The sequence below is a fragment of the Pseudonocardia broussonetiae genome (assembly GCF_013155125.1).
Taxonomy (GTDB): domain Bacteria; phylum Actinomycetota; class Actinomycetes; order Mycobacteriales; family Pseudonocardiaceae; genus Pseudonocardia; species Pseudonocardia broussonetiae.
Genome location: NZ_CP053564.1, coordinates 7138902 through 7158904 on the forward strand (window position 1 = coordinate 7138902; position 20003 = coordinate 7158904).

The following is a 20003-nucleotide window of genomic DNA, read 5'->3' on the forward strand; positions in this document are numbered from 1 at the left end:
GGTGCGCCTGCTGGCCGTCGCGGCCGTCGTGGAGGCGGTGTCGCTGGTCGTGCTGCTGGCGAACCGGCTGACCGTCCACCTCGACCCGGTCACCTCGGTCACCGGGCCGGTGCACGGCACGGCCTACCTCGTGGTGATCGGCGCGGTGCTGCTCGTGCCCGGAGCCTCCCGCACCGCCCGGCTGCTCGCGCTCGTCCCGGGCGTCGGCGGGGCGCTGGCGCTGCGCCGTCTGCGCGGCGACGCCGCTACGGCCGGAAGCGCGACTCCAGGTCGTGGATCTCGGGCAGGCCGATGAGGTCGGTGAAGCCCTCGAACGTCGGCAGGTCCGGCAGGGTCGACGCCGGCGTGCCCTCGGCGCGCAGCGTCTCCAGGAACGACCGGATGCCGGCCGTGGCCGCGAGCAGCGTGCCGATCGGGTAGAGCACGAGCGAGAAGCCCAGCTCGCCGATGCGGTCGAGCGTGATCGGCGGCGTCCGCCCGCCCTCGGCCCAGTTGAACACCAGCGGGGCGACGCCCTTCAGCTCGTCGGCCACGCGGGCGATGTCGTCCTCGCTGGTCGGGGCCTCGACGAACAGCACGTCGGCGCCCGCCTCGGCGTACGAGCGGGCGCGGGCGATCGCGGCGTCCAGCCCCTCGACGGCCGCGGAGTCCGTGCGCGCGATGAGCAGGAAGTCGGGGTCGCGGCGGGCGGCGACGGCGGCGCGGATCTTGCCCGCCATCTCCTCGGCGCCGATCACGGCCTTGCCGCTCATGTGCCCGCACTTCTTGGGCATCACCTGGTCCTCCAGGTGGATCCCCGCGACGCCCGCCTGCTCGTAGAGCTGCACCGTGCGCACGACGTTGATCGCGTTGCCGTAGCCGGTGTCGGCGTCGGCGATCACCGGGACGTCGACGGCGGCGGCGATGCGTCGCGCGTTGTCGACCATCTCGGTGCCGCTGAGCAGCCCGACGTCCGGCCGCCCGACCAGCGAGGCCGTGGTGCCGAACCCCGTCATGTAGACGACGTCGAACCCCGCCTGCTCGACGAGCCGGGCCGACAGCGCGTCGTAGGCACCCGGGGCGACGAGCGGGCCGGGGCCGGCCAGCAGCTCGCGGAGACGGGCACGGGGGGCGCTCGGCCCCGACAACAGGTTCCCCATGCATGCAAAGTAACCGCATCGTCTTGTCCTGGACACCACTTGTCCCTAGATTGCACACAATCTCGGTGCGGGAGGTCACATGACGGCGACATCGACGCCGGGCACGTCGGCGGTGCGGGCCCATGCGGCCGTGCGCGAGCTGATCCTGGGCGGCGAGCTCTCCGCGGGCACCCGGCTGGGCGAGGCGGAGCTAGCCGACCGGCTCGGCGTGAGCCGCACGCCCGTCCGCGAGGCGCTGGGCCGGCTCGCCGCGGAGGGACTGGTCGAGCTGGTGCCCAACCGCGGCGCCCGCGTCGCGAGCTGGTCGGTCGCCGAGCTCGAGGGCGTGTTCGAGCTGCGCGCCCTGCTGGAGCCGCAGCTCACCGCGCTCGCCGTGCCGAACGCGGGCCCCGCCGACGTCGAGGCGCTCGACGACCTGGCGCAGCAGATGGTCGACGTCGCCGCCCACGACCTCGACGCGCTCGTCCCGCTCAACCGCGCCTTCCACGACCGGCTCGTCGCGCTGGCCGAGCACCCCGCACTGGCCGCGGCGCTGGCCGGCGCGGTCAAGGCCCCGATCGTGCTCCGCAACTTCCACGCCTACGACGACGCGTCGCTGCGCCGGAGCCTCGCCCACCACGTCGAGATCGTCGCCGCGGTGCGGGCGGGCGACCCGGCGTGGGCGGGCGCCGTCATGACCGCACACATCCACAACGCCCGGGCCGTGATGGTCCGCTCGGCGAAGGCCCAGGAGGACGCATGACGTATCGGCTCGGTGTCGATGTCGGGGGCACGTTCACCGACGTGCTGCTGGTCGAGGAGACCAGCGGGGCGACGTGGCGGGCGAAGACCGCGTCCACGCCGTCCGACCAGTCCGTGGGCGTGCTGAACGGCATCGGCAAGGTGTGCGCCGAGGCCGGGATCTCGCTCTCGGACGTCTCCCAGGTGCTGCACGGCACGACGGTCGCGACCAACGCGATCCTGGAGGGCAAGGGCGCCACCGTCGGGCTGGTGACGACGCAGGGGTTCCGGCAGGTGCTGCAGATCGCGCGCTCCTACGTCCCGGGCGGGCTCGCGGGCTGGATCATCTGGCCCAAGCCGGAGCCGCTCGCGGCGCTGGAGAACACCGTGGAGGTGTCCGAGCGCCTGGCCAGCGACGGCGCCGTGATCCGCCCGCTCGACGACGACGACGTGCGCGCCCAGCTGGCCAAGCTCACGGGGATCGAGGCGCTGGCCGTCTCGCTCATCAACTCCTTCGCCGACCCCGCGCACGAGCGGCGGATCGCCGAGATCGCGGCCGAGGTGCTGCCCGGGGTGCCGGTGAGCCTGTCCAGCGACGTGCTGCCCGAGCTGCGCGAGTACGAGCGCACCGTCACGACCGTCGCGAACGGGTACGTGCAGCCCCAGGTCGAGCGCTACGTCCGCACGCTGGCCACGCAGCTCGCCGAGGGCGGCGTCGCCGGTGAGCTGGCCATCCTGCGCAGCGACGGCGGGCTCTCCTCGGCCGACGCGGCGATCGACGCGCCGGTCACGATGCTGCTCTCGGGCCCGGCGGGCGGCGTCACCGGCGCGGTGTGGGTGGCCGAGCAGTGCGGCTTCACCGACCTCATCACCTTCGACATGGGCGGCACGTCCACCGACGTCGCGCTGGTCCAGGGCCTGACCCCGCGGATCGGCCGCGAGACGAAGGTCGGCGACCTGACGGTCCGGGCGTCGAGCGTCGACGTCCGCACGGTGGGCGCGGGCGGCGGCTCGATCGCGCACGTCCCCGAGCTGACGAAGGCCCTGCGCGTCGGCCCGCAGTCCGCGGGCGCCGACCCGGGCCCGGCCGCGTACGGCAAGGGCGGCACCGAGCCGACGGTCACCGACGCCAACGTCGTGCTCGGCTACCTGCCGTCGTCGCTGGCCGGGGGCGAGATCACCCTCGACGTCGACGCCGCCCGCACCGCGGTGGCGAGCGTCGCCGACGCGATGGGGCTCAAGTCCCCCGAGGCCGCGGCGGCCGGGATCGTCGACATCGTCAACGAGAACATGCTCGGCGGCCTGCGGCTCGTCTCCGTGCAGCAGGGCTTCGACCCGCGCGACTTCGCCCTCGTCGCCTTCGGCGGCGCCGGCCCGCTGCACGCCAACGCACTCGGCGTCCTCACCGGCGCCTGGCCGGTGATCGTGCCGCCCTCGCCGGGCGTGCTGTGCGCGCTGGGCGACGCGACGACGTCGAAGCGGGCGGAGTCGGCGCGGACCGTCCTGCGCCGGTTCGCCGACCTCACCGGCGGCGAGCTCGCGACGGTGCTCACCGAGCTGGCGGAGGAGGCCGGGGCCCGGCTCGCGCAGCAGGGCGTCGACGACCCGAGCGTCACCTACCAGGTCGACGTCCGCTACCACGGCCAGGGCTTCGAGATCCCGATCGAGGTGCCCTCGCTCGACGGCGACCCGCTCGCCGCGCTGGCCGCCGACTTCGACCGCGAGCACGAGCGGCTGTTCTCCTTCCTGCTCGGCACCGACCACGAGCTCGTCAACGCCCGCGCGACCGTCTCGGGCCCGCGCCCGTCGGTGGCCGCGGTGACCCTGCCGGCGTCGGAGGGGCCACCGACACCGATCGACACCCATCCCGTGCACGTGCTGGGCAGATCCGTCGACGCCGCCGTGTACGACCGCACGACGCTCCGCGCGGGCGACGTGGTCACCGGTCCGGCGATCGTCGTGGAGATGGACTCCACGACGCTCGTCCTGCCGGCGCACGCCGCGACCGTGCACCCGTCCGGAAGTCTTCTCATCAACCCGGTTGGAGCCTGAGATGGCGCGCATCGTCGAGACCGCGACCGGCACCGTCGAGAGGACCGAGGTCGACCCCGTCGTCCTCGACCTCATCGAGAACGGCCTGCGCAACGCCCGCTACGAGATGGACGAGGTGCTCTTCCGCACCGCCCTGTCCCCCGGCATCCGCGAGCAGCACGACGAGTTCCCGCTGATCGGCGACCCGTCCGGGAAGATGGTCGTCGGGCAGTTCGGCCTGTCGATCCCCGACTTCCTCGAGGGCTTCGACGACACCGTCGAGGAGGGCGACGTCCTGCTCACGTCCGACCCGTACGCCTGCGGCGCCGCGATCAGCCACGCCAACGACTGGCTGATCGTCGTGCCGATCTTCCAGGACGGGCGGGTCGTCGGGTGGGCGTCGATGTTCGGGCACATGTCCGACGTCGGCGGCAAGACGCCGTGCTCGATGCCGACCGACGCCCGCACGATCTACGAGGAGGGCGTGGTCATCCCGCCCTTCAAGCTGTACTCGAAGGGCGTGCTCAACGAGGACGCGCTGCGGATCATCCTCAACCAGGTGCGGATGCCCGACTGGAACCGCGCCGACCTCAACGGGCTGGTCGCGGCCTGCCGCACGGCGTCGCGCCGGGTCGTGGAGATGTGCGACCGCTTCGGCACCGACGTCTACCTCTCCGCGCTCGACGCCCTGCTGCAGCGCAACTACGACGCCATGAAGGCGCTGCTGTCGATGGTGTTCGAGGAGGGCCGCACGCTGTCCTTCACCGACTACATCTGCGACGACGGCGTCGGCAACGGCCCCTACGAGCTGAAGCTCTCGCTCACCCGCACCGGCGAGAAGGTGCACCTGGACTTCACGGGGAGCTCGCCCCAGGCGGCGGGGCCGATCAACTACTACATCAACGAGAACCTGACGCGGATGTTCTTCGGGATCTACATGATCACCGTGGCCGACCCGCAGATCCTCTGGAACGACGGCTTCTACCCGCTCGTCGACGTCACGATCCCCGACGGCTCGTACTGGAAGCCCAAGCACCCGGCGTCGCTCAACGGGCGCAACCACGGCATCGGGCGCGTGTTCGACCTGTTCGGCGGCCTGCTCGGGCAGACCAACCCGGCGCTGCTCAACGCGGCCGGCTTCTCGTCGTCGCCGCACTTCATGTACTCGGGCAACTACTCCACCGGCGAGCGCAAGGGCGAGTGGTTCCAGCTGTACTCGATCGGCTTCGGCGGGATCCCCGGGCGTCCGCTGGGCGACGGGCCGGACGGGCACTCGCTGTGGCCGAGCTTCGTCAACATCCCGTGCGAGTACCTGGAGTCCTACTACCCGCTGCGGATCGAGAAGTGGGAGACGGTCTCCGACACCGGCGGCGCGGGCCTGCACCGCGGCGGCAACGGCGTCGACGTGGCGTACGTGTTCGAGGAGCCGGGCACCATCGCGATCCACGACGACCGCTGGCTGACCTACCCGTGGGGCGTCAACGGCGGGGCGCCGGGCGCGCGCGGGACGAAGTGGCTGGAGCGGCCCGACGGGTCGCGCGAGGTGCTGCCGAGCAAGTGCCACGACGTGCCGGTCTCCCCCGGCGACGTCCTGCACTTCGTGACGTGGGGCGGGGGCGGCTGGGGCGACCCCCTGGAGCGCGACCCCGCACTCGTCGAGCTCGAGGTGCGGCGCGGGCTGGTCACCGAGGAGGGGGCGCGGCGCTACGGCGTGGTCGTCGGCGACGCGGACGCGACCGCGTCGCTGCGGGCGGAGATGCGGGGGTCGCGGCCCGCGGACCTGCCGGTGTTCGACATGGGGCCGCCGATGGCGGAGATCCTGGCGAACTGCGAGGCCGAGACGGGCCTCCCCGCGCCGAAGCAGCCGGTGTGGTCGTGAAAGCCCGTGAGTGGCGACCAGGGCCAGAGCCCTGGTTGCCACTCACGAGCGGCGCAGCCGCATGACCGGGCCGCACGGGACGGCGTTCTCCGGGCGCGTCGGGTGGGGCGTGCGCCCCGCCGTCCTGGTCATCGACCTGGTCCGCGCCTACACCGAGCCGGGTGGGCCGTTCCTGCTGCCCGACGCAGGCCCGGCCGTCGCGGCCACCGCCGCCCTGGTCGACGCCGCCCGGGCCGCGGGGCTCCCGGTCGTCTGGACGGTCGTGCGCTACGACCGCGACCTGGCCGACGGCGGGCTGTTCGTGCGCAAGGTCCCGGCGCTGGCCGCGTTCGCCGAGGGCGCCGACGGCGACTGGGGTGCGCTCGTGCTCGACCCCGCCCCGGGCGAGCCGGTCGTCGTCAAGCAGTACGCGAGCGGGTTCGCCGGCACGTCGCTCGCGCCGACGCTGCACGCGCTCGGCGTCGACACCCTGGTGATCACCGGGGTGTCGACGTCGGGGTGCGTGCGCGCCACGGCGACCGACGCGCTGCACCACGGCTTCCGCCCGCACGTCGTGCGCCAGGCCTGCGCCGACCGGACGCCGGACCTGCACGCGCACAACCTCGCCGACCTCGACGCCAAGTACGCCGACGTCGAGGACCTCGACGCCGCACTGGACCGGCTGGGAGCGGGTAGCCCGGGGGCATGACACGTGCCGCCGAGATGCTCGACACGACCCCCGCCCACTTCGACCTCGACCGCGACGCCCTCGCCGAAGCCATCGCGGCCTGCGTCGAGTGCGCCCAGACCTGCACGGCCTGCGCCGACGCCTGCCTGTCCGAGTCCGACGTCGCCGCGATGGTGGCCTGCATCCGCCTGGACCTCGACTGCGCCGACGTCTGCACGGCCACCTCGCGCGTGCTCAGCCGCCAGACCGCCTACGACGCGCAGGTGACGCGGGCCGTGCTGGAGGCCTGCGCCACGGCCTGCCGCCGCTGCGGCGACGAGTGCTCCACCCACGGCGACGCCGGGATGGAGCACTGCCGGGTGTGCGCCGAGGCGTGCCGCCGCTGCGAGCGGGCGTGCCGCGCGCTGCTCGACGCCGCGTCCTAGCCGCGCTCGTCGGGATCTGTGCTCAGCGGCGCCGCCGGTAGCTGCGCACCTGCACCGTGTTGCCCACGCCGGCCAGGTGCAGCGCGACGCACAGCAGCCCGGCGGTGACGAGCACCTCCGCGGTGATCACGGACAGGGCGAAGCCGATGAGCTGGAAGAGCAGGGCGAGCCCGAAGAGCACGGCGGCGACGACGGCGACCATGGTGGTCCTTCCGGTAGGGGAGCGGTGGGGGTCAGCGACGCGAGCGGGCGCGGCGGCTCGTGCCGATGCCCGCGAGGTGCAGGGCCACGCAGAGCAGACCCGCCGTGATGAGGACGTCGGCGGTGAGCACCGGCACGGAGATGCCGGCGAGCTGGAACAGGAGCGCGAGTCCGAACAGGACCGCGGCGGCGATGGCGACCACGGGGAACCTCCGGGGGTGAGGGGCTGGTGCGCGCCAGGATCGGGGCAGCGCGCCCGCCCCGCTGGCGTCGCGGCCGAACCGTGACGCGGCGTGCACCGTTCGGCCCAGGACCCGCCCCCGGGCTGCTCCGAACGCCCACGACGACACCCCTTGATGGCGCATCCCGCCCGGCTCGACAGCCTCCCGCGAGCCGGGTCCGGACAGCCGCGGCTGTTGTAGCCTCGCGCCCGTGCCCACCGACCTCGCCGCCGTCCGCCGCATCGTCGCGCAGGAGAGCGGGCTGGCCACCGTCGCCGTGGTCCGCGCCGACGGCACCCCGCACAGCTCGCTCGTCAACGCCGGGGTGCTCGACCACCCGCGCACCGGGGAGCCGGTCGTCGCGTACGTGACCTACGGGCCGGTGAAGCTGCGCGCCCTGCGCGCCCGCCCGGCCACGTCGCTGTGCTGGCGGGCGGGCTGGCGCTGGGCCGCCGTCGACGGCGACTGCGAGCTGCTCGGCCCCGAGGACGGCGACATCGACGCCGAGGAGCTGCGCCTGCTGCTGCGCGCGGTCTTCACCGCCGCCGGCGGCACCCACGACGACTGGGACGCCTACGACCGGACGATGCGCGAGGAGGGCCGGGTCGCGGTCCTCGTGACACCGACCCGGGTCTACGGCAACGCCTGACCCTCCCGCCGGATCCGCTCCGCCGCGTCGAGCTGCAGGCGCCGCCCGCGGTCGAGGAAGTCGGCCAGCAGCGCGAGCTCGTCCTCGCTGTAGCGGCCCAGCAGCGCGTGCCCCTCGGCCCGCACCGGGCCGTAGAGCCGATCGAGCGCGTTGCGGGTGGCGGGCACGAGCGCGATGAGGGCGCGGCGGCGGTCGTCGGGGTCGACGTCGCGCGTGAGCAGCCCGCGCGCGACGAGGCGCTGCACGGCCTCGGTGGTGGCGGGCGGCGAGAGGTCGACGGCGCCGGCCAGCGCGCCCGCCGAGACCGGCCCGCCGAGCCGCACGGCCGCGAGGATCCGCAGGTCGGTGCGGTTGACGCCCAGGTGCTCGGCCGCGGCGCGGTCGACGGCGTCGGCGGCGTCCCCGAAGTCGGCCGCGGCCCGCGCCACCTGCACCACCGACGATTGCTTCGACACCCGAAGGAAGCTACCGTAGCCGAATGATTCGGCAACCGAAGCGTTCGCTGCCCGGGTGGCTGCGTCCGATGAACCGCGTGGTGGTGGCGCTGGGCAGGCTCGGCCTGAGCACCGGCCCGGTGCAGGTGCTGACGGTGCCCGGCCGCACGACCGGCGAGCCGCGCACCACCCCCGTCACCCCGATCGAGGTCGACGGTCGGCGCTTCGCCGTGGCCGCGCTGCCCCGGGCCGACTGGGCGCAGAACGCCCGCGCGGCCGGGCACGGCGAGCTCGCGCGGGGCCGCCGCCGCACGCCCGTCGCGCTGGAGGAGGTCGCCGACCCCGCCCTGCGGCGGCGTGTCCTGCGCGCCTTTCCCGGCCAGGCGGGCGGCGGCGTCCCGTTCTTCGTGCGGCTCGGCCTCGTCGAGCGGGGTGACGCCGACGAGTTCGAGGCGATCGCCGACCGCGTCGGGGTGCTCGAGATCCGCCCCCGCCCGTGAGGGGCGGACGGTCTCAGGCCATCAGCCTCTCGTGAGCAGGGACCGGGCGAAGAACGCCAGGTTGGCGGGGCGCTCGGCCAGGCGCCGGACGAAGTAGCCGTACCACTCGGTGCCGTACGGGAGGTAGACCCGGACGGTCTCCCCCGCCGCCGCGAGCGCCTGCTGCTCGCGGGGGCGGACGCCGTGCAGCATCTGGATCTCGTGGGGCCGGTCGCGCCCGAGGTGCCGGGCGATGTCGATCAACACCGGGTCGTGCGTGGCCACCATCGGCAGCCCGTCGCCGTCCATGAGGATCCTCAGGCAGCGGACGTAGGAGAGGTCGACCTCGTGCCGGTGGCGGAAGGCCACCGACGCCGGCTCGTCGTAGGCGCCCTTGCACAGGCGCACCCGCGACCCCGGCCCCGCGAGGTCGCGGCAGTCGCCCTCGGTGCGGCGCAGCCCGGCCTGCACGACGGCGCCGACCCACGGGTGGTCGACGCGCAGGTCGCGCACGATCCCCAGGGTGGAGTCGGTCGTCGTGTGGTCCTCCATGTCGACGGTGACGGTCGTGCCGACGGCGTGCGCGGCCTCGCAGACCTGCCGCGCGTGGTCGAGCGCGATCTTCTCCGCATCGACGCCCGGCAGGGCCTGCCCGAGCGCCGAGAGCTTCACCGACACCTCGACGCGGGGGGCGAGCCCGTCATCGCCCAGGCGGCGCAGCAGCGTCCGGTAGGCGTCGACGTTCGCCGCCGCGCGGGCGCGGTCGGTGGTGTCCTCGCCGAGGTGGTCGACGGTGACGCACCGGTCGGCGGTGAGGTCGCGGGCCACCGCCACCACCTCGTCGACGGTCGTCCCCGCGACGAACCGGTCGACGACCGGGCGCAGCAGTGCGGTGTTCTCGGCGAGCGTGCGCAGCGCCCCGGACCGGGACGCCGCCAGCAGTGCCGTTCTCTGGGCGGACCTCAGCATGGGCCGGAACGTTAAGCGGGTCGCACCACGCCCGGTTCGTCCGGACGGACAACGAAACCGGACTCCGCCCGTACGATCCGACGATGGAGACGACGCTGGCCCAGGTGCTCGCCGCGATCGGGGAGCCGCTGGCGGAGGTCCGGGTCGCACCGGCCGGGCTCGGCGTTCCCGTCTCCGGCACCGCCATCCTCGACCCCGACGACGATCCGGCCGACCACCCCGGCCGCCTGGTGCTGGTCATCGGCGCCCGCGGCCGCGACGCGATCCGTCCGCTGCGCGCCGCGGCCCGGCGCGGGGCCGTCGCGGTGGCCGTGAAGCCCGCCGGCACGGGGACCGACGAGGAGCTGCGCGCGGCCGCCGCCGACGCCGGCGTCGCGCTCCTCGCCGTGCGCGCCGACGTCCGCTGGGACCACCTCGAGGCGCTCGTCCACGGCGTCCTCGACGACGGCACCCCCGCCGACGGGGACGACGCGGGCGACCTCTACTCCCTCGCGCAGACCGTCGGGCGGCTCACCGGCGGCCTGGTCAGCATCGAGGACACCGCGAGCCGCGTGCTGGCCTACTCCCGGTCGGACTCGACCTCGCCCGACGAGCTGCGCCGCCGCTCGATCCTGGGCTGGCAGGGTCCCGCCGACTACCTCGCCACGCTGCGCGGCTGGGGCGTGTTCGACCGCCTGCGCGCGGGCGAGGAGGTCGTCCGCATCGACGAGCACGCCGAGCTGGGCATCCGCCGCCGCCTCGCCGTCGGCGTCCACGCGGGGCAGCGCCAGCTCGGCACGATCTGGGTGCAGGAGGGGGCGACGCCGTTCGCGGACCGCGCCGAGTCGGTGCTGGTCGGCGCGGCGCGGGTGGCGGCGGGGCACCTGATCCGGCGGCGGTCGCAGCAGTCCCCCGGCGCGCGCTGGAGCCGCGACGTCGTCGCCGGGCTGCTGGAGGGGCGGGTCGGCGCCGACCTGGTGGCCGCGACCTTCGGGCTCGACGCCGCCGAGCCCGCGGTGGTGGTCGGGTTCGCGGCGGGCACCGGGGCGGCGGAGCCCGGCGTCGCCGAGCTCGGCGCGGCGGAGCTGGCCGAGGTCGTGTCGGTGCACGCCGCGACGTTCCGCCGGGGCGCGCTGACCGCGCCGGTGGGGGCGCGCGTGTACGCCGTGCTGCCCGCCGTCGACGCCGACCGCGTGCCGCCCGCGCTGCACGCGATGTGCGCGGAGGTCGTCGCGATCACCGGCCGGCGCGCGGGCGGCCGGGTCCGGGCCGGGATCGGGTCGGGCGTCGCCGGGCTCGCCGGGGTGCCCGCCTCCCGCGCCGACGCCGACCGGGTGCTCGACGCCATGCCCCCCGAGGCCGACGTCGCCGCCATCGGCGACCTGCGCGCGGAGATCCTGCTCGACGAGACCCTCGCCCGCCTCGGCGACCTGCACGACCCCGCCGCGGCCGCCCTGCTCGCCCACGACGCCGCGCACGGCAGCGACCTCGCCGCCTCGGTGCTGGCCCTGCTCGACGCCCTCGGCGACGTCCGCGCGGCCGCCGCCCGCCTCACGGTGCACCCCAACACGCTGCGCTACCGGCTGCGGCGGGCGTCGGAGGTGGCGGGGCTGCGCCTGGACGACCCGGCCGCCCGGGTCGTGCACCACCTGCACCTGCTGCGCGCGTTCCGCTCCCAGCCGACCTCGCACACCCGCTGAGCACCTCGCACACCGCCGACGCCGTGCGAGGTCACCACTCCGTGTGCGAGGTGGCGGTCCGGACCGCCCGACTTCGGTACGCCGGGCCTGATGATCTAGCCGGTCCGGCTCAGGCGCCGCCACAACCAGCCCGAGGGCACCCGGTTCCCGGTCAGCGCGTAGGTCGCCGCGGCCTCGTCGAGGAGCGTGGCGTCCAGCGACCGCCGGGCCGCCGCCCGCCCGACGACGAGCAGCTCGTCGTCGGGGCGCAGGACCAGGTCCGCGCCGGGCGCCGGGATCGCCTCGCCGTCCCGCAGCACCAGCAGCACGACGGCGCGCAGCGGGCGCTCGCGGGCGTCGGGGTCGCGCAGCAGGTCACCGAGCAGGACCCCGCCGGCGGCCAGCGGCGCCCGCAGGCCCGGGGCGCGCTCGCCGTCGAGCCGGAACTTCCAGATCGACTGCAGCCGCCGCCCGCACAGGTCGGTGAGCCGGTCGACGAGCTCGGCGGCCCAGGCGTCGTCGTGCTCCGCAGCGACGCCCAGGAACCGGTACAGCAGCGGCGTGCTGAGCTGCGCGTACACCTCGTGGGCCACCATCTCCGTCGGCACCAGCAGCGCGTCCACGCCCATCGCGGCGAACAGCGGCGCCCCGTCGGCCCGGTTCTGCCGGGCCGCGACGAACAGGTCCGGGTTGGCCCTGCGCGCCGCGGCCACGAGCGAGAGGTTGGCGGCGTCGTTGTCGGTGGCGGCCACCAGGCCGACGGCGCCGGGCAGGTCGGCGCGGGCCAGCACCCGCGGGTCCGAGCCGTCGCCGACGATCGCCGGCGCGTCCTCGTCGGGGTCGGGCGACGGCTCGACGGTCGTCACCTCCAGCCCCTCGGCGGACAGGTCCTCGGTCAGGCGCCGGCCGAACCGGCCGTACCCGCAGACGACCCAGCGGCCCTGGCGCGGCGGCGCGCCCCGCGGCGGGAGTTCCGCGCCCGGGCCGCTCTCCAGCCACGTCATCAGCTGGTAGGTCGCGGGGGCGCGCAGCGCGATGCACAGGTGCCGGCCGAACGCCGCGAAGGCGTTGACGACGGTCGGCTCGCCGAACGCCCGCATCCGCTCCGCGATCAGCGGCGCCGCCGTCCGCGCGACGACCGGCAGCCCGGGCCGCAGCAGCGCCGCGGCCATGACGACGGTCAGGTTGGCCTCGTCGTCGTTGGTGAGCGCGAGGACGCCCGTGCAGCGCGGGTTGTCGATGCCGGCGAGGGTGAGGGCGACCGCGTCGCGGGCGTCGGCGACGAACCCGGGCACGTCGGCGCGGAACGGGGCCAGGTCGAGCCCTTCGATCCGGTCGCGGTCGATGTCGAGCACGACGAACCGCCTGCCCAGGGCGTCGAACGAGCGGCCGAGCAGCTCCCCCGTCCGCCCGTAGCCCGCGATCAGCAGGAACGGCTCGCGCAGCCGGGCGACCTTGCGGCTGACGTGCGCCCGCGCGATCGCCGCGCGGAAGGTGCGGTCGCGCAGCAGCGCGAGCAGCGAGCCGATCGCGTACGCCCACCCGATGACGGTCAGGAAGATCATCGCCGTGACCCACAGCCGCTGGCCGTAGGTGAACGGGTAGGGCAGCTCGCCGAAGCCGATCGTCGAGGCGGTGTAGCTCATGAAGTAGAACGCGTCGAGGAAGCCGAGCTGGTAGGGCCGTCCCTGGTCGTCCTGCCCGGGGATCAGCGTCAGCCCCAGCACCGCGATCGCGAAGATCACGACGAGCGTGATCAGCGGGACCCGCATCCGGCGCATGGCCAGGAAGAACGTGGCGGACGGCGGCGCGCTCACGGCTCAGGGCCCGCGGAAGGAGACCGTCTCGGCCACGAGCAGGACCACCGACACCGCGTTGGCCAGGAGCGCGCCCGCCGCCAGCGAGACGACGCCGGTCGTGCTGGACGCGTCGAGCACACCGCCGGTGACGTTCACCGTGACGCCCCACAGCACGGCCGCCGCGACGAGCTGCAGGTCGGCGACGAGGCTCGTGGCCAGGTGCACCGCGCCCATCTGGGTCCGGTCGCCGAACTTCAGCACGGTGGCGACGAGGCTGACGACGATCGCGGCGAACAGCTCGTAGACGTTGTGCTGGGCCGGGTCGTCGATGTCGCCGAGGACGAAGCCGAAGTTCAGGGTGGCCGCGAGCAGCACGAAGAAGCCGAAGACCACCTTCTCGAGGTTCATCGCGCTCCCCGTCCCCCGTCCGACGCGCGGACCGTATCCCGGCAGCCGCCGCTGCGCCCGATCACGCGGCCTCCCGCCTGCGGTCCAGGCGCGCCATCACCGGCGTCGCGACGATCCCGTGCACGACCACCGACACCACCACCACGAAGCCGACCGCCGCCCAGACCTGCTCCGCCCCCTCGAACGGCGCCTTCGCCGTCGCGTAGGCGAGGTAGTAGAACGACCCGATCCCGCGGATGCCGAACACCGCGATCGCCGTGCGCTCCTGGGGCGTCCCCGGCCCTCCGCGCAGCGCGATCCAGGACGTCACCGGCCGGACCAGCAGCACGAGCACCAGCCCGACGGCGACCATCTGCCAGGTGAGCGGCCCGAGCAGCCCCCGCACGATCGCCCCGCCGAACAGCACGAGCAACAGGACGGTGAGCAGGCGCTCGATCTGCTCGACGAAGTCGTGCAGCACCTGGTGGTACTCGTGCGAGCGCTCGGTGGCGCGGATGGAACGGGCGCAGACGAACACCGCGAGGAACCCGTAGCCGCCCGCGACCTCGGTGAGCCCGTAGGCGAGGAACGTCGCGGCGAGCGCGACGAACCCCTCGGCGTGCGACGCCAGGTGCAGCCGCTCGGACTGCGGCCGGAAGAACAGCGCCCCCAGCCCGCGCCCGACCAGCACCCCGCCCACGACCCCGACGGTGATCTTGATGACGACGTCGTGCAGCACCCAGCCGCCGACCCAGCCGACCGTGCCCGCCCCGGCCAGCGCGATCGCGATCGCGGCGTAGACGAAGGGGAACGCGAGCGCGTCGTTGAGACCGGCTTCCGAGGTGAGCGCGAAGCGGACCTCGTCCTCGCCGTCCTCGGTCTCGGTGTTCGGCTCCCCCACCTGCACGTCCGAGGCCAGCACCGGGTCGGTGGGCGCGAGCGCGGAGCCGAACAGCAGCGCCGCGGCCGGGGCCAGTCCCAGCGCCCACCACCCCAGCAGCGAGGTGGCGACGATCATCAGCGGCATCCCGATGCCGAGCAGGCGCCACGTCGAGGACCACGAGCGCCAGCCGATCTTGCGGTCCAGCTTCAGCCCCGCCCCCATCAGCGCCACGATCACGCCGACCTCGGTCAGGTGCTCGGCGATCTCCGGGTGCGCGAGCGGGTCGGGATCGGGCAGGGCGGGCACGGCGGCGAAGACCAGCGCCCCGAGCCCGAGGAACACGATCGGCAGCGACAGCGGCCGGCCGGCCAGCAGCCGGGGCAGGAGCCCGGCCGAGAGGGCGCCGACGCCCACGAGCGCGAACGACAGGTCGAGCAGGTCCACGGCGAGTCCGTTCACGAGTGGGTGGTGACGCGTAGGAGTGCCCGCGGGCAAACCCGCCACACCCTGGTGCGATCCGACGACAGTAGGCGGTCGACCCTGTCCGATCGGATGAGACTCCGATCGGCCCGGCTTCCTACGCTCGGTCCATGGACGCCCTGACCCGCACCCCGGCGCCGCGCAACGAGCCGGTCCGCGACTACGCCCCCGGCAGCCCGGAGCGGGCGTCGCTGCAGGCCGCGCTGGCCGACGTCGGCGGCCGCCACCACGAGCTGACCGTCACCATCGGCGGCGAGCAGCACCTGGCCGGCGGTGCGCCGTTCGACGTGGTCGCGCCGCACGACCACGCCCACGTGCTCGGCACGGGCGGGAACGCCACCCGCGAGGACGCGAAGGGGGCCGTCGAGGCGGCCCTGCGCGCGGCCCCGGCGTGGCGGGACCTCCCCTTCGACGACCGGGCCGCCGTCCTGCTCCGCGCCGCCGACCTGCTGTCCGGGCCGTGGCGCGACCGCCTCAACGCCGCGACGATGCTCGGCCAGTCCAAGACCTGCTACCAGGCCGAGATCGACGCCGCGTGCGAGCTGGCCGACTTCTGGCGCTTCAACGTCGCCTTCGCCCGCGAGATCCACGACAACCAGCCGCAGAGCTCGCCGGGCGTCTGGAACCGCATGGACTACCGCCCGCTCGAGGGCTTCGTCTACGCGATCACGCCGTTCAACTTCACCGCGATCGCCGGCAACCTCCCCACCGCGCCCGCGCTGATGGGCAACACGGTGATCTGGAAGCCCTCGCCGACGCAGGGCCTCGCCGCGCACCTGACGATGCGGCTGCTGGAGGAGGCCGGGATGCCGCCCGGCGTCGTCAACCTGCTCACCGGCGACGGCCGGGACGTCTCCGAGGTGCTGCTCGCCGACCCGCACCTGGCCGGCATCCACTTCACCGGCAGCTCGGCCACGTTCCAGCACCTGTGGGGGCAGGTCGGGGCCAACATCGCGGGCTACCGCAGCTACCCGCGCCTGGTCGGCGAGACCGGCGGCAAGGATTTCGTGCTGGCCCACGCGAGCGCCGACGTCGACGTCCTGCGCACCGCGCTGGTCCGCGGCGCCTTCGAGTACCAGGGCCAGAAGTGCTCCGCGGCCTCGCGGGCGTTCGTGCCCAGCAGCGTCTGGTCCCGGCTGCGCGACGACCTGGCCGACGAGGTGAACGCCCTGACGATGGGCGACGTCACCGACTTCTCGCACTTCATGGGCGCGGTGATCGACCGTCGCAGCTTCGAGAAGATCTCCGCCGCGCAGCAGCGGGCGCAGACCGAGCTGCACGTGCTCGCCGGCGGTACCTCCGACGACCGCGTCGGGTACTTCGTCCGCCCGACGGTCGTCGTCGGCTCCGACCCCACGCACGAGGTGTTCCGCACCGAGTACTTCGGGCCGCTGCTCGCCGTCCACGTCTACGACGACGGCGACTTCGAGACCGTGCTGAAGCAGGTCGACGTGGGCGCTCCCTACGGCCTCACGGGTGCCGTGATCGCGCGCGACCGCGCCGCCGTCGCGCGGGCGTCGGAGTCGCTGCGGTTCGCCGCCGGCAACTTCTACGTCAACGACAAGCCCACCGGCGCCGTCGTCGGCCAGCAGCCCTTCGGCGGCGGGCGCGCGAGCGGCACCAACGACAAGGCGGGCTCGGTCTACAACCTGCTGCGCTGGACCAGCCCGCGGACGGTCAAGGAGACCTCGGTGGCCCCGACGGCCGTCCGGTACCCGCACCAGGGCTGAGCTACAGGACCGCGGAGAAGGCCGCGTACGTGCGCTCGTCGAACAGCCAGAACCGGGCCTCGACGACCTCCGGGTGCGCGACCATCGCCTCCCGCGTGCTCGCGACGGCGATCGCGGCGGCCTGCTCGACGGGGTAGCCGTAGACGCCGCAGCTGATCGCGGGCAGCGCGATCCGGGCGCAGCCGTGCGCGGCGGCGACCTCCACGGTCCGCCGGTGGGCCGACGCGAGCAGCGCGGGCTCGCCGTGCCCGCCGCCCGACCACACCGGCCCGACGGTGTGGATGACGTGGCGCACGGGCAGGTCCCCCGCCCCGGTGATCACGGCGTCGCCGACGGCGCAGCCGCCGATCCGGCGGCACTCGGCCAGCAGCGCGGGCCCGGCGGCCCGGTGGATCGCGCCGTCGACGCCCCCTCCCCCGCGCAGGCCGCTGTTGGCCGCGGTGACGAGCGCGTCGACCTCGGTGTCGGTGGTGATGTCGCCGCGGTGCAGGGTGAGGGTCACGCCTTCTCCTTCGGGGTCCACTCGTTGGCGCGCCGGTTCTGCGCGGCCTGCGCCGCGGTCTCGGCGATCCGCTTCGCGCGGGTCTCCGGACGCTTGGCCTGCACGATCCAGCCGAGCAGGGCGCGGCGCGCCGAGGGCGGGAACGCGGCCCAGTGCTCCGCGGCGGGCGGGTGCGCGGCGAGGGCGGCCGTGAGGTCGTCGGGCACCACGAGGTCCTCGACGTCGTCGAGCAGCGTCCACGAGCCGTCGGCCTTGGCCGCGTCGATCAGCGCCGTGCCCGCGGGCGTCATCAGGCCGGCGGCGGTGAGCCGCTCGATGCGCGCCTTGTTCGTGCGCGCCCAGCCGCTGCCCTTCTTGCGGGGGGCGAACCACAGCATGCGGCGCTCGTCGTCGAGCCTGCGGGCGGTGCTGTCGATCCAGCCGAAGCACAGCGCCTGCTCGACGGTCAGCTCGTAGCCGATCTGCGGCCCGCTCGTGCCGGTGCGCCAGGTGACGAGCCAGACCCCGCGCGGGCGGGTGTGGTGCTCGGACAGCCAGGCGCGCCACTCGTCGAGCGACCGCGGCTCGAAGCGCTCATCCTCGGCCATCCCCGCAACCTAGCGCCGCCCGCAAGGCCGATGCCGCGACCGGGAGCGCGCGGCGCAGCTCGGCACCCGGCGGCCCGGCGTAGCCGAGCACGATCCCGGCGGTCGCGGGCTCGCCGACGTGGTGGCGGCCCAGCCCGTCGAGGTGCACGCCCCCGGCGGCGGCGTCGGTGATCGCCCGGCGCTCGGCGTCCGGGCCGGGGAGCAGGGCGACGACGTGCGCACCGGCCTCGTCCCCGGTGACCGCGACGCCCGCACCCGCCAGCGCCGCCACGACGTCCGCGCGCCGCCCGGCCAGCTCGCGCCGCAGCCGTCGCAGGTGCCGGGCGAGGTCGCCGTGCGCGGCGAGCGAGACGAACACGCGCTGCCCGGCGCGGGCGGGCCGCATCCCGGTGGCCTCGCGAGCGGTCAGCACGGCGTCGACGACGGCGGGCGGCGCCACCAGCCACCCGACGCCCAGGGTCGGGGTGAGCAGCTTGCTCACCGTGCCCAGGTGCGCGACGACGTCCGGGCCGAGCGCGGCCAGCAGCGGGAGCGGGGCGACGTCGTAGCGGAGCTCGCCGTCGTAGTCGTCCTCGACGACGAGGAACCCCTCGGCGCGGGCCCGCTCCACCAGCGCGACCCGCCGCGCCGCGGACAGCCGCACGCCGAGCGGGTACTGGTGGGCGGGCGTGCAGTAGACCGCGGCGACGCCGGCCGGCACGGCGTCGACGACGAGCCCGGCGGCGTCCACCGGCACCGGCACGACGACGAGCCCGGCCGCCCGCAGCGCCGACACCGCCCGCCGGTAGCCCGGCTCCTCGACGGCCACCCGCGACCCCGGCGGGAACGTGCGCGCGAGCTCCGCCACCGCCGCCGAGCTGCCCGGCGTGACGAGCACCGTGGCGGGGTCGGCGGGCAGGCCGCGGTGGCGCAGCAGGTGCTCGACGACCGCGGCCCGGAACGCGGGCATGCCGACGGGGTCGGGCCCGGCGTCGGCGGGGCCGTCGGCGGCGGCCCGCCAGGCCCGGCGCCAGGCGGCGGGGTCGAGGGCGTCGAGGCAGGGGGTGCCGGCGGAGAGGTCGACGAGCGCGCCCGCCCCGTCCCCTTGTTGCAGGAAAGCCACGTTCCTGCCCTCTGGTGGCGGGAACGTGGCTTTCCTGCAACTCGGCGCGCCCCCCGCACCGGCACGAGCACCCCCCGGCGGCACCTGCTCCACGTACGTCCCGCTCCCCCGCCGCGCCCCCACCCACCCCTCGGCCAGCAGCTGGTCGTACGCCGCCGCCGTCACCGTCCGGCTCACCCCCAGCGTGGCGGCCAGCTCCCGCGTCGAGGGCAGCCGGTCGCCCGTGCGCAGCACCCCGTCGGCGGTCGCCGCCCGCAGCGCGTCGGCGAGCTGCACCGACAGCGGGTGCTCACCGGCGCGGTCCAGCACGATCGGGGGCAGCGGCACGAGTGGCCTTCCGTAGTAGCGACGCAGTGGCCCTTCGAGAATGCCACCAGGACGGTCAGGATGGTCGCATGACGACGCTCTCCCCCACCCCGCGCAGCACCGTCCGGCGCCTCCCGCACCGCGCCCGCACCGACCGGTCCGAGCTCCACGCCGTCCTCGACGCCGGGATGGTGTGCCACCTCGGGCTGGTGATGGACGGCGCCCCCGTCGTGCTGCCCACCGGCTACGGCCGCATCGATGACGTCCTCTACCTGCACGGCTCCACCGGGGCGGCCTCCCTGCGCGCCGCCGCGCGGAACGAGCCGGTGTGCGTCACGGTCACCCACGTCGACGGCGTCGTCTACGCGCGCTCGGTGTTCCACCACTCGATGAACTACCGCAGCGCGGTCGTGCACGGCGTGCCCCGCCTCGTCACCGACGACGCGGAGCGCCTGGCCGGGCTGCGCGCGATCGTCGAGAACATGTCGCCCGGCTCCTGGGAGCACGCCCGCGGGCCGAACCGCAAGGAGCTCGCCGCCACCGCCGTGCTCGCCCTCGACCTCACCGAGGCCAGCCTCAAGGTGCGCACCGGCCCGCCGCTGGACGACGACGAGGACGTCGCCGACGACGTCCCCACCGGCCGCTGGTCGGGCGTGCTGCCGGTGCGCACGGTGTTCGGCGAGCCCGTGCCGTGCCCGCTGCTCCCCGCCAGCACCCCGGTGGCCGGGCACGTGGGCGACCGCCGGGACTGAACC

Annotated in this window: 22 protein-coding genes; 11 read left to right on the forward strand and 11 right to left on the reverse strand. The window is 75.0% G+C overall.

The window, feature by feature from the left end; translation table 11 throughout:
• Position 1 precedes the first annotated feature (1 nt).
• Positions 2 to 295, forward strand: a complete 294-nt coding sequence (locus HOP40_RS34495; RefSeq protein ID WP_172167500.1) for a hypothetical protein — start codon at positions 2 to 4, stop codon at positions 293 to 295.
• Here the strand turns inward: HOP40_RS34495 and HOP40_RS34500 are convergent.
• Positions 246 to 1139: an isocitrate lyase/PEP mutase family protein gene (locus HOP40_RS34500; RefSeq protein WP_172167502.1), complete on the reverse strand. Its 894-nt coding sequence runs from the start codon at positions 1137 to 1139 to the stop codon at positions 246 to 248. The genes HOP40_RS34495 and HOP40_RS34500 overlap by 50 nt on opposite strands.
• A gap of 79 nt (positions 1140 to 1218) precedes the next feature.
• Here HOP40_RS34500 and HOP40_RS34505 point away from each other — a divergent pair, with 79 nt between their 5' ends.
• The 5 genes from HOP40_RS34505 (at position 1219) to HOP40_RS34525 (ending at position 6861) form a co-directional block, all read left to right on the forward strand.
• Complete coding sequence (locus HOP40_RS34505; RefSeq protein WP_172167504.1) at positions 1219 to 1881, forward strand: GntR family transcriptional regulator; 663 nt, start codon at positions 1219 to 1221, stop codon at positions 1879 to 1881.
• Complete coding sequence (locus HOP40_RS34510) at positions 1878 to 3911, forward strand: hydantoinase/oxoprolinase family protein (protein WP_172167507.1); 2034 nt, start codon at positions 1878 to 1880, stop codon at positions 3909 to 3911. Before HOP40_RS34505 ends, HOP40_RS34510 begins: the two co-directional genes overlap by 4 nt.
• A 1-nt stretch (position 3912) precedes the next feature.
• The gene (locus HOP40_RS34515) at positions 3913 to 5769 is read left to right on the forward strand and encodes a hydantoinase B/oxoprolinase family protein (RefSeq protein WP_172167509.1); all 1857 of its coding nucleotides are present in this window, start codon (positions 3913 to 3915) and stop codon (positions 5767 to 5769) included.
• 61 nt (positions 5770 to 5830) lie between these two features.
• Positions 5831 to 6457: an isochorismatase family protein gene (locus tag HOP40_RS34520; protein ID WP_172167511.1), complete on the forward strand. Its 627-nt coding sequence runs from the start codon at positions 5831 to 5833 to the stop codon at positions 6455 to 6457.
• A complete protein-coding gene (locus HOP40_RS34525; protein WP_172167514.1) occupies positions 6454 to 6861 on the forward strand; it encodes a four-helix bundle copper-binding protein in 408 nt (135 codons plus the stop codon). The genes HOP40_RS34520 and HOP40_RS34525 overlap by 4 nt, the downstream gene beginning before the upstream one ends.
• A 22-nt stretch (positions 6862 to 6883) precedes the next feature.
• Here the strand turns inward: HOP40_RS34525 and HOP40_RS34530 are convergent, their stop codons facing one another.
• Together HOP40_RS34530 and HOP40_RS34535 are read right to left on the reverse strand one after the other, a co-directional pair.
• Complete coding sequence (locus tag HOP40_RS34530; protein ID WP_172167516.1) at positions 6884 to 7063, reverse strand: hypothetical protein; 180 nt, start codon at positions 7061 to 7063, stop codon at positions 6884 to 6886.
• A 31-nt stretch (positions 7064 to 7094) separates the two neighbouring features.
• Complete coding sequence (locus tag HOP40_RS34535) at positions 7095 to 7265, reverse strand: hypothetical protein (RefSeq protein ID WP_172167518.1); 171 nt, start codon at positions 7263 to 7265, stop codon at positions 7095 to 7097.
• Between the two features lie 229 nt (positions 7266 to 7494).
• Between HOP40_RS34535 and HOP40_RS34540 the strand changes: the two genes are divergently transcribed.
• Positions 7495 to 7932 (forward strand): TIGR03618 family F420-dependent PPOX class oxidoreductase, encoded by a 438-nt coding sequence (locus HOP40_RS34540; RefSeq protein ID WP_172167520.1) that lies wholly within the window; start codon positions 7495 to 7497, stop codon positions 7930 to 7932.
• Here HOP40_RS34540 and HOP40_RS34545 read toward each other — a convergent pair.
• A complete protein-coding gene (locus tag HOP40_RS34545) occupies positions 7917 to 8387 on the reverse strand; it encodes a MarR family winged helix-turn-helix transcriptional regulator (protein ID WP_172167522.1) in 471 nt (156 codons plus the stop codon). The two genes, HOP40_RS34540 and HOP40_RS34545, sit on opposite strands and share 16 nt — an antisense overlap.
• A 23-nt stretch (positions 8388 to 8410) precedes the next feature.
• On the opposite strand from HOP40_RS34545, the gene HOP40_RS34550 reads away from it, so the two are divergent.
• The gene (locus HOP40_RS34550) at positions 8411 to 8866 is read left to right on the forward strand and encodes a nitroreductase/quinone reductase family protein (RefSeq protein ID WP_172167531.1); all 456 of its coding nucleotides are present in this window, start codon (positions 8411 to 8413) and stop codon (positions 8864 to 8866) included.
• 21 nt (positions 8867 to 8887) lie between these two features.
• Here the strand turns inward: HOP40_RS34550 and HOP40_RS34555 are convergent, their stop codons facing one another.
• Positions 8888 to 9814 (reverse strand): proline dehydrogenase family protein, encoded by a 927-nt coding sequence (locus HOP40_RS34555; RefSeq protein ID WP_172167534.1) that lies wholly within the window; start codon positions 9812 to 9814, stop codon positions 8888 to 8890.
• An 83-nt stretch (positions 9815 to 9897) separates the two neighbouring features.
• Here HOP40_RS34555 and HOP40_RS34560 point away from each other — a divergent pair, with 83 nt between their 5' ends.
• The gene (locus HOP40_RS34560; RefSeq protein WP_172167536.1) at positions 9898 to 11493 is read left to right on the forward strand and encodes a PucR family transcriptional regulator; all 1596 of its coding nucleotides are present in this window, start codon (positions 9898 to 9900) and stop codon (positions 11491 to 11493) included.
• Positions 11494 to 11588: 95 nt separating this feature from the next.
• Here HOP40_RS34560 and HOP40_RS34565 read toward each other — a convergent pair whose 3' ends face one another.
• From HOP40_RS34565 to HOP40_RS34575, 3 genes are all read right to left on the reverse strand, one after another.
• Positions 11589 to 13289 (reverse strand): potassium channel family protein, encoded by a 1701-nt coding sequence (locus HOP40_RS34565; protein ID WP_205347031.1) that lies wholly within the window; start codon positions 13287 to 13289, stop codon positions 11589 to 11591.
• A 3-nt stretch (positions 13290 to 13292) separates the two neighbouring features.
• The gene (locus HOP40_RS34570) at positions 13293 to 13679 is read right to left on the reverse strand and encodes a DUF6394 family protein (RefSeq protein ID WP_172167538.1); all 387 of its coding nucleotides are present in this window, start codon (positions 13677 to 13679) and stop codon (positions 13293 to 13295) included.
• 61 nt (positions 13680 to 13740) lie between these two features.
• Positions 13741 to 15000: a cation:proton antiporter domain-containing protein gene (locus HOP40_RS34575; protein ID WP_240157432.1), complete on the reverse strand. Its 1260-nt coding sequence runs from the start codon at positions 14998 to 15000 to the stop codon at positions 13741 to 13743.
• Positions 15001 to 15131: 131 nt separating this feature from the next.
• Between HOP40_RS34575 and pruA the strand changes: the two genes are divergently transcribed.
• A complete protein-coding gene (pruA, locus tag HOP40_RS34580) occupies positions 15132 to 16751 on the forward strand; it encodes an L-glutamate gamma-semialdehyde dehydrogenase (RefSeq protein WP_172167540.1) in 1620 nt (539 codons plus the stop codon).
• Position 16752: 1 nt separating this feature from the next.
• Here the strand turns inward: pruA and HOP40_RS34585 are convergent, their stop codons facing one another.
• Genes HOP40_RS34585 through pdxR form a run of 3 tightly spaced genes read right to left on the reverse strand, consistent with a single transcriptional unit; the run spans position 16753 to position 19269 of the window.
• The gene (locus HOP40_RS34585; protein WP_172167542.1) at positions 16753 to 17253 is read right to left on the reverse strand and encodes a macro domain-containing protein; all 501 of its coding nucleotides are present in this window, start codon (positions 17251 to 17253) and stop codon (positions 16753 to 16755) included.
• Positions 17250 to 17840, reverse strand: a complete 591-nt coding sequence (locus tag HOP40_RS34590) for a YdeI/OmpD-associated family protein (protein ID WP_172167544.1) — start codon at positions 17838 to 17840, stop codon at positions 17250 to 17252. Before HOP40_RS34590 ends, HOP40_RS34585 begins: the two co-directional genes overlap by 4 nt.
• Positions 17827 to 19269 carry a MocR-like pyridoxine biosynthesis transcription factor PdxR gene (gene pdxR / locus HOP40_RS34595; protein WP_172167546.1) on the reverse strand — a complete coding sequence of 481 codons (1443 nt, stop codon included), beginning with the start codon at positions 19267 to 19269 and terminating at the stop codon, positions 17827 to 17829. Before pdxR ends, HOP40_RS34590 begins: the two co-directional genes overlap by 14 nt.
• A gap of 68 nt (positions 19270 to 19337) precedes the next feature.
• Here pdxR and HOP40_RS34600 point away from each other — a divergent pair, with 68 nt between their 5' ends.
• Positions 19338 to 20000 (forward strand): pyridoxamine 5'-phosphate oxidase family protein, encoded by a 663-nt coding sequence (locus HOP40_RS34600; protein WP_172167548.1) that lies wholly within the window; start codon positions 19338 to 19340, stop codon positions 19998 to 20000.
• Positions 20001 to 20003 lie beyond the last annotated feature (3 nt).

What these genes read in the sequence shown, in the direction of transcription:
- HOP40_RS34500 (WP_172167502.1), bottom strand. Translation starts at nt 1,139, where the DNA reads ATGGGGAACCTGTTGTCGGGGCCGAGCGCCCCCCGTGCCCGTCTCCGC.
- HOP40_RS34505 (WP_172167504.1), top strand. Translation starts at nt 1,219, where the DNA reads ATGACGGCGACATCGACGCCGGGCACGTCGGCGGTGCGGGCCCATGCG.
- HOP40_RS34510 (WP_172167507.1), top strand. Translation starts at nt 1,878, where the DNA reads ATGACGTATCGGCTCGGTGTCGATGTCGGGGGCACGTTCACCGACGTG.
- HOP40_RS34515 (WP_172167509.1), top strand. Translation starts at nt 3,913, where the DNA reads ATGGCGCGCATCGTCGAGACCGCGACCGGCACCGTCGAGAGGACCGAG.
- HOP40_RS34520 (WP_172167511.1), top strand. Translation starts at nt 5,831, where the DNA reads ATGACCGGGCCGCACGGGACGGCGTTCTCCGGGCGCGTCGGGTGGGGC.
- HOP40_RS34525 (WP_172167514.1), top strand. Translation starts at nt 6,454, where the DNA reads ATGACACGTGCCGCCGAGATGCTCGACACGACCCCCGCCCACTTCGAC.
- HOP40_RS34530 (WP_172167516.1), bottom strand. Translation starts at nt 7,063, where the DNA reads ATGGTCGCCGTCGTCGCCGCCGTGCTCTTCGGGCTCGCCCTGCTCTTC.
- HOP40_RS34550 (WP_172167531.1), top strand. Translation starts at nt 8,411, where the DNA reads ATGATTCGGCAACCGAAGCGTTCGCTGCCCGGGTGGCTGCGTCCGATG.
- HOP40_RS34555 (WP_172167534.1), bottom strand. Translation starts at nt 9,814, where the DNA reads ATGCTGAGGTCCGCCCAGAGAACGGCACTGCTGGCGGCGTCCCGGTCC.
- HOP40_RS34560 (WP_172167536.1), top strand. Translation starts at nt 9,898, where the DNA reads ATGGAGACGACGCTGGCCCAGGTGCTCGCCGCGATCGGGGAGCCGCTG.
- HOP40_RS34570 (WP_172167538.1), bottom strand. Translation starts at nt 13,679, where the DNA reads ATGAACCTCGAGAAGGTGGTCTTCGGCTTCTTCGTGCTGCTCGCGGCC.
- pruA (WP_172167540.1), top strand. Translation starts at nt 15,132, where the DNA reads ATGGACGCCCTGACCCGCACCCCGGCGCCGCGCAACGAGCCGGTCCGC.
- HOP40_RS34590 (WP_172167544.1), bottom strand. Translation starts at nt 17,840, where the DNA reads ATGGCCGAGGATGAGCGCTTCGAGCCGCGGTCGCTCGACGAGTGGCGC.
- HOP40_RS34600 (WP_172167548.1), top strand. Translation starts at nt 19,338, where the DNA reads ATGACGACGCTCTCCCCCACCCCGCGCAGCACCGTCCGGCGCCTCCCG.